Source organism: Paraburkholderia sp. BCC1884, from assembly GCF_900996225.1.
GTDB lineage: Bacteria > Pseudomonadota > Gammaproteobacteria > Burkholderiales > Burkholderiaceae > Paraburkholderia.
Genome location: NZ_CAAJGL010000067.1, coordinates 1 through 12687, shown reverse-complemented (window position 1 = coordinate 12687; position 12687 = coordinate 1). Strand labels below are relative to the sequence as shown.

Genomic DNA, 12687 nt, shown 5'->3' with positions numbered 1-12687 from the left:
AAATGCTCAATGGGTTGTTTGGACGGCGAACGGGAGAAAGACGATGAGACTGATCAAAAAGGTTTTCGTATTGAGCGCCCTGAGCGCGGCACTGGCGGCGAGCAGTGTGAGTGTGTCGGCCGATACCAAGCCGACCATCAAGATTGGCTACGTGGAAGGTTGGGACGACAGCGTCGCGACGTCGAACGTGGCGGCGCAGGTGATCGAGAAGCGCCTGGGTTATCAGGTGCAACTCGTGCCGGTCGCAGCCGGGGTGATGTGGCAAGGCGTGGCACGCGGCGATCTCGACGCGACGCTTTCCGCGTGGCTGCCGGTGACGCACGGCGCCTACTGGAACAACTTCAAGGACAAGGTGGTCGACCTCGGCCCGAACTTCAACGACGCCAAGATCGGCCTGATCGTGCCGGATAACGCCGACGTGAAAACCGTGGGCGATCTCGAAGCGAAGAAGGCCGAGTTCGGCTCGCGTATCGTCGGCATCGATGCAGGCGCGGGCGTGATGCAGAAAACCAGCGAAGCCATCAAGGCGTATGGCCTCGACTATCAATTGATGCCGAGTTCGGGCAGCGCCATGACCGCCGAACTGGCGCGTTCGGAAGCGGCCAGCAAGCCGATCATCGTGACCGGCTGGAAGCCGCACTGGATGTTCGCGAAGTACAAGCTCAAGTTCCTGGACGACCCGAAGAAGGTGTTCGGTGACTCGGAGCACGTGGATAGCGTGGTGAATCCTGAGCTCGAAAAGAAGGCGCCGACCGTGGTGGCGTTCCTGAAGAAATTCCAATGGAAGCCGGGCGAGATCGACAGCGTGATGCTGGCTACGCAAAACGGCGAGAAGCCGACTGCGGCAGCCGATGCATGGATCAGCGCTCACGGTGATCGTGTGGACAGCTGGGTGAAGTAAGGCTGCTGCCCGGGTAATCGAAGATGCCGCTTTCTCGAAGCGGCATCGCGTCATAAGAAACGCCGCTATTTAGCGGCGTTTTTCTTTATTGCAGCACGACAGTGCGATCGCCGTTGATAAATACGCGTCGTTCGATAAATGCTTTAACCGCGCGCGCGAGTGTGATGCATTCGACGTCGCGCCCCGTTGCGAGGAGCCGGTCCGGGCTGTATGAATGGTCCACGCGCTCGACCACCTGTTCGATGATCGGACCTTCGTCGAGGTCGTCGGTGACGAAGTGGGCGGTGGCGCCAATCGACTTCACGCCGCGCGCATGCGCCTGGTGATAGGGCTTCGCCCCCTTGAAGCCGGGCAGAAACGAATGATGTATGTTGATCGCCCGTGCCGCCAAAGCACGACTCGTCTCGCCTGAAAGGATCTGCATGTAACGGGCGAGGATCATCAACTCGGCGCCCGACGTTTCGAACAGGTCGAGCAAGCGCGCTTCCTGCTGCGGCTTCGTGTCCGCGGTGATCGGCAGATGATGGAAGGGCAGGCCATGCTGCTGAGCCAGCCCTTCGAAATCGCGATGATTCGAGCCGATGCCGACGATGTCCATTTTCAGTTCGCCCATGCGCCAGCGAAACAGCAGGTCGGCGAGACAGTGTTCGAGCTTCGAGACCATGATGAGAACTTTAGGGCGAGTGTTGACGTCGTGCATCGCCCATGTCATCCGGAAGCGCTCGGCGATCGGTTCGAATTCGCGCCGTAGCTCGGCGATATGCAGATTTTCGGCGCGCTCGACAGCGTGAAAGACGCAGCGTACGAAGAAGCGTTCGCTGAGATCGTCGTCGAATACGGTGAGTTCGTCGATATAGCAATGATGCCGGTCGAGAAAGCCGACCACGGCGGCAACCTGGCCTGCCGCGCTCGGACACGCGACGGTGAGAACCAGTTGATCAGGACGGGAATCGGCGGACATGCGCTCTCCACTTGAACGATAGGGCGACGCCGCGGGACGCGGCATGCATCATCGCAGTAGAGCAAATCAGGACATGGCGCGGATAGAAGCTAACCGCCGTCGCGCTGGAACGGGAGCGTCAGGTGCATGCATGGCGGCTCATTCGGCGTCGAGTCCGCACTCGCCCAGTAGCCACTGGCGAAAAGCGCTGACCGCCGGCGTGGCTGCACGTTGCGTGACGAGCAGATAGCCGCGTTCGGTGACGACCGGCGTGTCGAATAGTTCGACCAGCTGGCCGGTTGCGAGCAGTTCGTCGACCAGCGGCGCCCAGCCGAGCGCGACGCCCTGGCCCATGATCGCCGCATGGGCGACGAGCGTGAAGCTGTTGAACGTGATGCCGCGATGCGCAGCGGGCGCATCCAGAGCGTGCGCCGCGAACCAGTCGGTCCAGGACAGCCAGCGTGCAGGTTGGGTGGGTTCGAGATGCAGCAGTGGCAGATTCCGCAGGTCGGCGGGCGAGCGCAACTCGGGGTGAGCTGCGAGAAAGGCTGGGCTGCAGACCGGCGTGACCTGTTCGGGAAAGAGTTTCACCGCACCGCGTGCGGTCCAGTCCGCATGCTCATCGCCGAATGCAATCGCAATGTCCGCCTGATCGTGAGTGGGATCGAACACGCTTTGCGACGTGATGATCTTGACGTCGACATCGGGCATCAACGCTTTGAACTGCGAGAGACGCGGCATCAGCCAATAAGTGGCGAAGCCGAAGTCGGTGGACAGGGTAAGCGTTTGCGGCGTGCGCCGGGCGCGGATCCCGGCAGTGGCGACGCGAATGGTGTCGAGCGCGCTGCGCACCGCTTCGAAGAGACGCACGCCATCTTCTGTCAACGTGACGCCACGGTGGCCGCGTTCGAAGAGCGGCGCGCCGAGCGCTTCTTCGAGCTGCACGACGCGCTGACTGACCGCCGGCTGTGTCGAGCCCAGCTCGCGTGCCGCAGCCGTGAAGCTCGCCAGACGCGCGGCGGATTCGAACATCGTCAACGCCTGCATCGGCGGCAAGCGATCCTGCCTCGACATAACACCCCCTTATAGACACATAACGAATTGCCGTCTTCACAGCGGCGAATTGGACGGCAATAGTGGTGCTCACGGCAGTACTCTGCACCGACACTTGCGATTCTATTCGAGGCGCGTATCCATGCTTGAAACCAAAAAGAATATTCTCATTCTGATGGCCGACCAGATGACGCCATTCGCCCTCGCGGCTTACGGACATAAACTGACCAAGACCCCCAATCTCGATCGTCTGGCAAAACAGGGCGTCGTATTCGATTCAGCTTACTGCGCGAGCCCGCTGTGCGCGCCGTCGCGCTTCTCTTTTCTGTCGGGCAAGCTGCCCTCGGCGATCGGCGCCTATGACAATGCAGCAGAATTTCCGTCGCAGACGCTGACGTTTGCCCACTATCTGCGGGCCGAAGGTTATCGGACCATCCTGTCCGGAAAAATGCATTTTTGCGGCGCCGATCAGTTGCATGGTTTCGAAGAGCGACTCACCACCGACATCTATCCAGCCGACTTCGGCTGGACACCGAATTGGGACGATGCCGCAGCGCGCCCCACGTGGTATCACAACATGAGCTCCGTGATCGACGCAGGCCCATGCGTGCGAACGAATCAACTCGACTTCGACGACGAAGTGACTTTCACGACGCGTCAGAAGCTCTTCGATATCGCGCGCGAACGTCATGCCGACAAAGATGCCCGTCCGTTCTGCATGGTCGCTTCGTTGACGCATCCGCACGATCCGTATGCCATTCCACAAAAGTACTGGGACATGTATCGCGATGAAGACATCGACATGCCCACTCACCGCGATTCGCTGGAAGAGTCGGATCCACACTCGAAGCGCTTGCGTCACGTCTGCGAGACCGACCGCACGCCGCCGACCGATCAGCAGATTCGCCATGCACGGCGCGCTTATTACGGCGCAATCTCCTATGTCGACGATCAGTTTGGCGCCATCCTCGAAGCACTCGAACAATCCGGGCTCGCGAACGACACGGTGATCGTCGTCACGTCCGATCATGGCGAAATGCTCGGCGAACGTGGCCTCTGGTACAAGATGACCTTCTTCGAAGGCGGCTGCCGCGTGCCGCTCATCGTGCATGCACCGCAGCAATTCGACGCGCATCGCGTGCAAGCCTCGGTCTCGCATCTCGACTTGCTGCCGACTCTGGTCGAACTCGCGCGCAACGAGTTGCCCACGGCGTGGCCTGATTCCCTCGATGGCCAGAGCCTCGTGCCGCACCTGCGCGGCACGCCAGACGGCCACGACGAAGCGATCGGCGAATACCTCGCGGAAGGTGCTATCGCACCGATCGTGATGCTGCGCCGAGGACGCCTCAAATTCATTCACACGTCCGCCGATCCCGATCAGCTCTACGACGTCGCCGCGGACCCGCTCGAGCGTGAGAACCTCGCCTCCCGGCCCGAATACGCGGCTCAGGTTGCGAGCTTGCGCGAAGAGATCGCCCGGCGCTGGGACCTCGACACGTTGCACAACGACATCCTGCAGAGCCAGCGGCGGCGACATTTTCATTTTGCGTCGACTACGCAAGGCGTGGTCGCCTCATGGGACTGGCAGCCACACGTAGACGCGAGTCAGCGCTACATGCGCAATCACATCGATCTCGACACCCTTGAGGCGATGGCGCGTTTTCCCGCCGTCGCCCGCTGATTCCCCACTGCTGTTTCTTTACTCACGACAGGTAGCCGATATGATGAAAAAGCTCTTCAAACAGGCGATATCCGGCGTGGCGCTGCTGTGCTCGGCGGCCACCTTCGCCACGGCTGCCGAGCCGCAGTCCTGCACGCAGGTCAACATGGCGGGGCCGGGCTGGAGCGATATCGACGCCACCAACGCCATGACGGGTGTGCTGTTAAAAGCGCTCGGCTACAAGCAGAACGTGGCCAACCTGTCGGTCCCGATCACCTATCAGGGACTGAAAAAAGGCCAGCTCGACGTGTTTCTGGGTAACTGGATGCCGGCGCAAGCGCCAGTCGTCAAGCCGTTCGAAGAGGAGAAGTCGATCGAGGTCGTGCATCCGAATCTGAACAACGCCAAGTTCACGCTGGCCGTGCCGGATTACGTGGCGGCCGCGGGCATCCATTCCTTCGCGGACCTCGCAAAGAACGCGGACAAGTTCGATAGCAAGATCTACGGCATTGAACCCGGCGCGCCCGCGAATCAGAACATCAGGAAGATGGTGGACGACAAAGCGTTCGGACTCGGCAACTGGAAGCTCGTGGAGTCGAGCGAGACTGCCATGCTCACACAAGTGGAGCGCGCGGTACGGGAGAAGAAGTGGATTGTGTTTCTCGCGTGGGAGCCGCATCTGATGAACACGAAGTTCAAGCTGACCTATCTCGACGGCGGCGACAAGTACTTCGGGCCGAATTACGGCGGGGCGACCGTCAACACGGTAGCGCGCAGTGGGTATGCCGAGCAGTGTCCGAATGTCGGGCGTCTCTTTAAGCAACTCACTTTCAATGTCGATCTGGAAAACGGCGTGATTACCGAAGTACTGGAGAAGAAAACCGGTGTCGATGTTGCAGCCACTGAAGCACTCAAGCAACACCCGGAATTATTGAAGACCTGGCTCGACGGCGTGAACACCGCTAACGGTGCGAATGGGTTGCAAGCCGTGCAAGCGGCACTTGGGGTGAAGTAAGCGCAGCGATGCTTTATCGCGAGGTCGCTATGCGGCAGATTCGTGTCGTATCCGCTCGACTCATCGATTATCTGGACCCGTATTCTTGATCCGTCGATCGAGGTGTGCAAAGTCACCATAGGCACCGCTGTCAGCTTCGATCCGACTCAATCAGTCTCAGCCGGTTCCGAATTGCCCGTCATGCGTGAAGTGCTGCGCGTTGCCTGATCGCGCGCGGCGGGGAGCGCTTTATCCATCGAAATAAGCAGGCAAAGAGCAGGGGAGAAGCAAATGAATAAAAGCAATGCCTTCCGTCTTTCAGGACTCGCACTCGCAGCTGGCGCCGCATGCGCGCCGACTCTGGTTCACGCGCAAAGCAGCGTGACGCTATACGGTATTCTCGACGCCGGCATTACCTATGTGAACAACGCGGGCGGGGCCCACCAGTTCAAATTCGACGACGGCATTTCATACGGTAACCGGATTGGATTCAAAGGCGTTGAAGATCTCGGCGGCGGTTTGCAGACGGTTTTCGTACTCGAATCGGGCTTTCACTTAGGCAATGGCAAATATGCTTTCGGCGGGGCGGAATTTGGACGTCAGGCTTATGTCGGCCTGAAAAATAGCTGGGGCACGTTGTCGTTGGGTAATCAGCTCGACGTGACCGAAGAGTTTGTCTACCTGTATAACATTTCCGCGTGGGCCAGCGGTTATGCCATCCATCAGGGGGACTTTGACCGGATGAATGGCGACCGGCTGCCGAACTCCGTCAAGTTTCTCTCGAACGACTTCTCCGGCTTTTCTTTCGGCGGCATGTATTCGTTCGGCAATACGGCCGGCAACTTCCACCAGAACAGCGCATGGAGTGCGGGCGCGCGTTATGAACGCGGTGCATTCAACATGGGCGCGGCCTACACACAATTGAACGACCCGAACGGCATTTACGCATTCGACCCGTATGCGATGATCGGCACCACCACCTTCCTCGGCAAGCCGACCATTTCCGTCGATCCGGCTACAGGCGCGATCACCGACCTGTACAGTTCTTCGTCGTTCCCGGTCGACAAGCAAGGGGCCTTCGCGGTCGGCGCGGCCTACACGATCGGCAAGGTGATGCTGACCGGCGATTTCACCTATACGACCATCAAGGGACTCGGCGAGACCTCGCATATGCAGGTGTACGAGGCGGGTGCCGCCTACACCTTCACACCCGCGTTGATGCTATACGGCGGATACCAGCACACGAGTTTCGAAGGCAATCACTGGAATCAGGGTTCGCTTGGTCTGCATTACCTGCTGTCCAAACGCACGGACGTCTATGTCTCCGGCGATTATCTGCGCGCGTCCGACGGTGTGAACGCGGTGATCGGCTATAGCTTCACGCCGTCCACTTCGAACACGCAGACCGATGTGCGGATCGGCATGCGGCATTCGTTCTGACGCGAGTTCAAGGCAGAGTGCCGTTTCGACGGACTCCGCCGGCTCCTCAGGACGCGTGCGCGAGTTGCTTTTTTAACGTCTCGATCAGCGCCCGCACTTTCGCCGGAGGATGATTGGTGGGCGGGAAAACTGCCTGAATGCTCGCGGGTTCGGTCGCCCAATCGGGCAGCAGACGGATCAGTCGGCCAGCAGCGACATCGCCGCCGATGGAGAACTCGGTCAGCAGGCCGAAGCCGCCGCCCGCCAGCGTGGCTGCCCGGCATGCGTCGGCGACATTCACCTGGAACGCGTTTTCGCAGCGCACGCTTTCTTCGTCGCCATTCTGGTGGCGCAATTCGAGTGTCAGCGGGTGGGGCAGGACCGACATGGCGCAAAAGGGCATGGCCGACAATTCCGCGGGTGTTTGCGGTTCGCCCCAGATGTCGATAAATTCCCGGCTGGCGACGAGCCACCTGACGAAGCTGCCGAGCTTGACCGCCCGATGGTTGGAATCCGCCAGCCGGCCGAGGCGGATCGCCACGTCGATATGCTCGGCGATCAGATCCACGTAATTGTCGCTGCACAACAGTTCGATGCTCAGTTGCGGATGGCTGCGACGCAATTCCACCAGCGCGGGTGCGACCACGAGTGAGCCGTAGTCGTTCGGGGAACTGACGCGCAGTGTGCCACGCACCGGTGAGGTCTCGCCGCCGATTGCCGCCAACGCTTCTTCGGTGGCGTGCAGGATCTTCACGCTTGCCTCGTAGAACGCCCGTCCCGCTTCCGTCACGCCGAGGCGGCGGGTGGTGCGCACCAGCAGACTGGCGCCCACTTCGGCTTCGAGTCGTTGCATGTGCGTGCTGACCATGGTTTTGGCGAGCCCCAGGCGGGCTGCCGCAGCGGTCAGCGAGCCCGCGTCGACCACTGCGACGAAGATTGTCAGGCGATTCAGATTTACGTCGCGTACATCGGCCATGGTCGATTGTCCATCTTCGATTGATTGTGTTTCCCGCATTATCCGGCTTCTGCCGCCTACCCCGTACGGATTATGCTCACTCCAATCCTTCCTTCTCTGGAGCGTGTGATGCCTGCTGCCAAACCTGACCAACCAATCCGCCTGTTCACCACCTCGCTGTCCGGACACGGTCATCGTGTGAAGCTCTTTCTGACGCTGCTCGATTTGCCGTTCGAAGTGGTCGAACTGAATATGCAGGCGGGCGACAATCGCAAGCCCGACTATCTGGCGCTCAATCCGTTCGGACAGGTGCCGACGATCCAGGACGGCGAAATCACGCTGACCGATTCGAATGCGATTCTGGTCTATCTGGCCAAGCGTTACGGCGACGCGTCCTGGCTGCCGGAGGATCCGCTCGGCGCGGCTGCGGTGCAACGCTGGCTCTCGCTGGCTGCCGGGCAGATTGCGTACGGCCCATGTGCGGCGCGGCTCGTGACCGCGTTCGGCGCGCCGCTCAACCATGAGACAGCCAAAAGCATCGCGGTCAAACTGTTCGGCCTGATCGAACAGGAACTGGCCGACAAGCCTTTCGCCGCGGGACAACACGTGACGATCGCCGACGTCGCGGCGCATACCTACATTGCTCACGCGCCGGAAGGCGGCGTGTCGCTCGACCCGTATCCGAACATTCGTGCCTGGCTGCGCCGTGTCGAGGCATTGCCGCGTTTCGTCGCCATGCCGACGACCAAAGTGGGGCTGCTCGCTGCTTGAGTGAGCCGGCGACACCGCCAGATTCTTACGATGCCGGAGTGTGATCATGTCCAGTTTCATTCCATTGAACGGGTGGGGCGCCGATGTGTCACCGTTCCACGCCGGCGAATTGGCCGTTCAACTGCGCGCGGGCGTCGCGAGCGAGGCGGATTCGTCGGGTCGGCGAGGTATTCGTCGGTCCATGCCGGACCAGCATCGCCAGTTTTTTGCCGAATTGCCGTTCATGGTGTTCGGCGGTGTCGACGCGCAAGGGCAGCCGTGGGCGACCGTGCGGGCGGCGGCGCCCGGTTTCGTGTCGTCGCAGAATGCACGCTCGCTTCGTATAGCAGGCGGCGAGTTGCCGGGCGATCCGCTGGCCGGACGTTGGGAAGAGGGCGCCATGATCGGCGGTCTTGGACTGCAATCGCAAACCCGACGGCGCAACCGGATCAATGGTGTGGTGCAGTCGGTGGAAGAGGGTGCGATCACCCTCGAAGTGCGGCAGAGTTTCGGGAACTGCGCGAAATACATCCAGAGCCGTACGCCGAGTTTCATTGCGCGGGAGGCGGGTTGGACGGCACCGCCCGTGGAACTCGCCACGGAACTCAGCGACGCCGACCGTAGCTTGCTGGCCGGTTCAGATACGTTCTTTATCGCGAGCGCCAATCTCGCGGACGAAGCGGGACTCGCGCGTGGCGTCGATGTCTCGCATCGCGGTGGCGCCCCGGGTTTCGTTCGTATCGACAATGCGAACACGCTGACCACGCCCGACTATAGCGGCAATCGTTTCTTCAACACGATCGGCAACCTGAGCCACGACCCGCGCGCCGGGTTGTTGTTCATCGATTTCGCCTCGGGCGATCTGCTCTATCTAGCTGCGCGAGCGGAAATCGTTTGGGAGGGCGACGAACTCGCTGAATTCGACGGTGCGCAACGGCTCGTGCGCTTTCATGTACAGGAAGTCCGGCGTAGCCGGGGCGTGTTGCCGTTCCGTTGGTCCGAGGTCGAGCTTGCGCCGCAGTTCGCGAATCAGAAGGCGCCCGTTGCTGCTGAGAGCGCCGCCGTGTCTGCGTGGCAAAAGATGAAAGTGGTGCAAGTCGTCGAGGAGACGTCTTCGATTCGCTCGTTCTATTTCGAATCGGCCGATGGCCAGGCGTTGCCCCTATTCAAAGCCGGACAGTTCCTGCCGATCCGCGTTCCGGTTTCGCTCACCGATGCACCGCTGATGCGGACCTATACGCTCTCCGATTCGCACGATGCGCGGCGCTACCGGATCAGCGTGAAGCGCGAAGGGGTTGCCTCGAACTGGCTGCACGACCATCTCGCGGAAGGCGCGCAGATCGAAGCGATGACGCCGCGCGGCACATTCACTTATGACGAAGAGAGTCAGCGTGCGGTGGTGTTCATTTCGGCGGGTATCGGCATTACGCCGATGCTGGCGATGTTGCATCACGCAGTGAATGCAGCTGGCGAGACCGGTAAGGACAACAAGCGGCTGTTCTTTTTTCACGGCGCGCGTGGCGAACACGAGCGACCGTTTCGGACGCAATTGAAGGAGCTTGCCTCGCAATATCCCGCAGTAGGTCTGCATTTCTTCAATAGTGCAGCAGAGGTAGTGAGCGATGGCGTGTCGCCCGGACGGGTGACTATCGAAGCGCTGAAACGCGCGCTTCCATTCGACGATTACGATTTCTACCTGTGTGGTCCCGGCGCGTTCATGCAATCCATGTACGAAGGTCTGCGTGGATTGAACGTCGCGGATGAGCGTATTCGTTTCGAAGCGTTCGGCCCGGCAAGCGTAAAGCGCACTGCGCGTCCCAAGGCGCTGGAAGAAGAAGCATCGGCGAAGGACGTCGTCGGCGTGCCGGTTACGTTCTCGCGTTCCAGGCGTACCGTCGAGTGGAAGCCGGGCGACGGCAATCTGCTCGAGTTTGCCGAAGCGCATGGCGTCGAAGCGGCTTCGAATTGCCGCTCGGGAATTTGTGGCACGTGTTCGACGCGTCTATTGTCCGGCCGTGTCTGTTACGACGGCCAGGTAGAAGCCGATATCGAACCGGGCGCAGCGCTGGTTTGCATGGCGCACCCGGTTGTCGAGGAGGGCGGGGCCGGGCTGGTGCTGGACTTGTGATTCGTTTGCCCGCTCTGGCTGGTTTTTGCCATGACGTCTGCGTCGCCTAATGCCAGAACAGAGCAATCAGGATGATGATGGGGATCGGCACGCCGATCATATAAAGAAGAATCGAACGCATGGAAAGCTCCTTCGAAAAGTGAGGGGATGCACAGATCAGAGCTGCCGTACCCGGCCGCCATAGGTGGCCATCAGGGTTGCGGAGAACGCGCCCATCAGAAGCGAAACGAACAGCCACAGTGAAGCGCCGATCGCGATTCTGCGTGCTTTCTCGGCGGCATCTTTGGCGGCGGCGTCGAGTGCCGAGACTTTCTGCAATAGACGCGTATAAGTGGTCAGCACGCGCGCCTGCGCAGCTTGCGGTGCAAGTCCGGTGCGCTGTGCGACCAGCTGGCTGAGATAGGCGGTATCTTCCGGCGACAACTGATCGCCCGTGGCCAGGCTGTTGAGGAAGATGCGCGCGGTTTCGGCGCGTGGCATCTCGCTACTACCGGTCGTCGCTGGGGGTGTCGCGCTTTGCGCGCCTGCAGGCATGCGGAATAGGGAGTCGACGAAATAGCCGAGCGGCCACGTGTTCATTGCGGCCATGGGATTGCCGCGCTGCATCGACTCCATCGTGACGGTGCCGCCCGTTGCCGCCGCTGTTGCGGCGGCCTGCGCGCCGGTACGCACGATGCCCGTTAGCGCCGACGTCAGGATCGCGGCCGTCAGAAGCGTGGCCACGGCCCAGCTGAGGAAGCCGTGAGCCGTATCGCGGAAATGGACTTCGTCGCCGTCGACTCCCAGCCAGTAACGACGTAGCCGCCCGGCGAGATAGCCCCCGAGGCCCGACGTCAGAATCGAAGTCACGCAAACCCATAACACGGCGGCAAAGCCGAACGCCTTCGCATTCGACGCCGCTGACGACCAAGGCGAGATCGACGTCAAGCCGAGACCCGTGCCCAACGTGAGCAGAATCAACGCGAACGCTGCTGCACCGACGCCGCCAGCAAACACCGCGCCCCACGACACCACGCCCTCGTGCTGATGCACGAGCGTCGCCGGATCGTTTCCTGGCTGCGTGTAGTCCACGGGATATTTTGTATAGTTCATCGAGAGCCTCCATCACCTTGCCGGCATGTTGCGCGCTTCTGGCGCGACGGCGACGCCGTGCGCGGTTGGAACGTCAACACTGGAGCATTTTTTGTGCCGCTGACTGCCCGTGATGGCTGGTTGATCGGACGGCTGAAAAAGGAGTTCATGATGGACGATCGTTATGATCTTCAGCGCTTTGTAGACGCCCAGAATCCCGTGTACGCGAAGGTGTGTGACGAACTGGCGGCTGGCGATAAACGCAGTCATTGGATGTGGTTCGTGTTTCCGCAGATCCGAGGTTTAGGGACGAGTGCGATGGCTCGGCGTTTCGCGATTTGTTCGTTGCAGGAAGCCGAGGCGTATTTGCGGCATCCACTGCTGGGGCTGCGCCTGTATGAAACGACGCGGCTGGTCAACGCCGTGCAGGGGCGCTCGATTGAGGAAATTTTCGGATATCCCGATGACCTGAAGTTCCACTCGTCGATGAGCCTTTTCGCGCGCGCTGAGGGCGGCAAGGGGGTCTTTGTCGAAGCGCTGGGTAAATACTTCAACGGGGAGGCTGATTCCCGGACATTGAGTTTGCTGCGACCGGGATAGGAGATGCGTTGATGGGGAAGCTTCAATGCGGGTTTGGGAAATTCATAATTTTACATAATATAAATTAGCACCCAAATGTATGTGACGGCTATTTAGATGGAATGGTCGCCTCCCGCCTTAACGGTCCGCCCGGTGCCGCGGCCTCGCGCTCCGGAACGTGTCACATTGCGGGTTCGGCAGTCCTGCCGTCAAGGAGAACCAGATGGAACCCACGAC

The 12687-nt window shown here is 60.6% G+C and carries 11 protein-coding genes; 7 read left to right on the top strand and 4 right to left on the bottom strand.

Annotation, left to right across the window (positions count from 1 at the left end; translation table 11 throughout):
- Positions 1-43: 43 nt before the first annotated feature.
- Positions 44-901 (top strand): glycine betaine ABC transporter substrate-binding protein, encoded by an 858-nt coding sequence (locus FQ705_RS06625; RefSeq protein WP_144138612.1) that lies wholly within the window; start codon positions 44-46, stop codon positions 899-901.
- A gap of 85 nt (positions 902-986) precedes the next feature.
- Here FQ705_RS06625 and purU read toward each other — a convergent pair whose 3' ends face one another.
- The gene (gene purU / locus FQ705_RS06620; RefSeq protein WP_144138611.1) at positions 987-1862 is read right to left on the bottom strand and encodes a formyltetrahydrofolate deformylase; all 876 of its coding nucleotides are present in this window, start codon (positions 1860-1862) and stop codon (positions 987-989) included.
- A gap of 138 nt (positions 1863-2000) precedes the next feature.
- Entirely contained in the window at positions 2001-2915 is a 915-nt protein-coding gene (locus FQ705_RS06615; RefSeq protein ID WP_144138610.1) for a choline sulfate utilization transcriptional regulator, read from the bottom strand.
- A 121-nt stretch (positions 2916-3036) separates the two neighbouring features.
- Here FQ705_RS06615 and betC point away from each other — a divergent pair, with 121 nt between their 5' ends.
- The 3 genes from betC to FQ705_RS06600 all read left to right on the top strand — a co-directional run bounded on the left by betC (position 3037) and on the right by FQ705_RS06600 (position 6988).
- Entirely contained in the window at positions 3037-4575 is a 1539-nt protein-coding gene (betC, locus tag FQ705_RS06610; protein ID WP_144138609.1) for a choline-sulfatase, read from the top strand.
- A 40-nt stretch (positions 4576-4615) separates the two neighbouring features.
- A complete protein-coding gene (locus tag FQ705_RS06605) occupies positions 4616-5569 on the top strand; it encodes a choline ABC transporter substrate-binding protein (RefSeq protein ID WP_186307806.1) in 954 nt (317 codons plus the stop codon).
- A gap of 270 nt (positions 5570-5839) precedes the next feature.
- Positions 5840-6988, top strand: coding sequence for a porin (locus FQ705_RS06600; RefSeq protein ID WP_144138608.1), 1149 nt, complete (start codon positions 5840-5842; stop codon positions 6986-6988).
- Positions 6989-7034: 46 nt separating this feature from the next.
- On the opposite strand, the gene FQ705_RS06595 is transcribed toward FQ705_RS06600, so the two are convergent.
- Positions 7035-7943: a LysR family transcriptional regulator gene (locus FQ705_RS06595; RefSeq protein ID WP_144138607.1), complete on the bottom strand. Its 909-nt coding sequence runs from the start codon at positions 7941-7943 to the stop codon at positions 7035-7037.
- A 108-nt stretch (positions 7944-8051) separates the two neighbouring features.
- Between FQ705_RS06595 and FQ705_RS06590 the strand changes: the two genes are divergently transcribed.
- Positions 8052-8693 carry a glutathione S-transferase family protein gene (locus FQ705_RS06590; RefSeq protein WP_144138606.1) on the top strand — a complete coding sequence of 214 codons (642 nt, stop codon included), beginning with the start codon at positions 8052-8054 and terminating at the stop codon, positions 8691-8693.
- Positions 8694-8739: 46 nt separating this feature from the next.
- Entirely contained in the window at positions 8740-10800 is a 2061-nt protein-coding gene (locus tag FQ705_RS06585) for a pyridoxamine 5'-phosphate oxidase family protein (protein WP_144138605.1), read from the top strand.
- Between the two features lie 156 nt (positions 10801-10956).
- Here FQ705_RS06585 and FQ705_RS06580 read toward each other — a convergent pair whose 3' ends face one another.
- Complete coding sequence (locus FQ705_RS06580; protein ID WP_222105633.1) at positions 10957-11892, bottom strand: hypothetical protein; 936 nt, start codon at positions 11890-11892, stop codon at positions 10957-10959.
- A 150-nt stretch (positions 11893-12042) separates the two neighbouring features.
- Between FQ705_RS06580 and FQ705_RS06575 the strand changes: the two genes are divergently transcribed.
- Positions 12043-12471 carry a DUF1810 domain-containing protein gene (locus tag FQ705_RS06575; protein ID WP_144138723.1) on the top strand — a complete coding sequence of 143 codons (429 nt, stop codon included), beginning with the start codon at positions 12043-12045 and terminating at the stop codon, positions 12469-12471.
- Positions 12472-12687: the final 216 nt, after the last annotated feature.

What these genes read in the sequence shown, in the direction of transcription:
- FQ705_RS06625 (WP_144138612.1), top strand. Translation starts at nt 44, where the DNA reads ATGAGACTGATCAAAAAGGTTTTCGTATTGAGCGCCCTGAGCGCGGCA.
- purU (WP_144138611.1), bottom strand. Translation starts at nt 1,862, where the DNA reads ATGTCCGCCGATTCCCGTCCTGATCAACTGGTTCTCACCGTCGCGTGT.
- FQ705_RS06615 (WP_144138610.1), bottom strand. Translation starts at nt 2,915, where the DNA reads ATGTCGAGGCAGGATCGCTTGCCGCCGATGCAGGCGTTGACGATGTTC.
- betC (WP_144138609.1), top strand. Translation starts at nt 3,037, where the DNA reads ATGCTTGAAACCAAAAAGAATATTCTCATTCTGATGGCCGACCAGATG.
- FQ705_RS06605 (WP_186307806.1), top strand. Translation starts at nt 4,616, where the DNA reads ATGATGAAAAAGCTCTTCAAACAGGCGATATCCGGCGTGGCGCTGCTG.
- FQ705_RS06600 (WP_144138608.1), top strand. Translation starts at nt 5,840, where the DNA reads ATGAATAAAAGCAATGCCTTCCGTCTTTCAGGACTCGCACTCGCAGCT.
- FQ705_RS06595 (WP_144138607.1), bottom strand. Translation starts at nt 7,943, where the DNA reads ATGGCCGATGTACGCGACGTAAATCTGAATCGCCTGACAATCTTCGTC.
- FQ705_RS06590 (WP_144138606.1), top strand. Translation starts at nt 8,052, where the DNA reads ATGCCTGCTGCCAAACCTGACCAACCAATCCGCCTGTTCACCACCTCG.
- FQ705_RS06585 (WP_144138605.1), top strand. Translation starts at nt 8,740, where the DNA reads ATGTCCAGTTTCATTCCATTGAACGGGTGGGGCGCCGATGTGTCACCG.
- FQ705_RS06580 (WP_222105633.1), bottom strand. Translation starts at nt 11,892, where the DNA reads ATGAACTATACAAAATATCCCGTGGACTACACGCAGCCAGGAAACGAT.
- FQ705_RS06575 (WP_144138723.1), top strand. Translation starts at nt 12,043, where the DNA reads ATGGACGATCGTTATGATCTTCAGCGCTTTGTAGACGCCCAGAATCCC.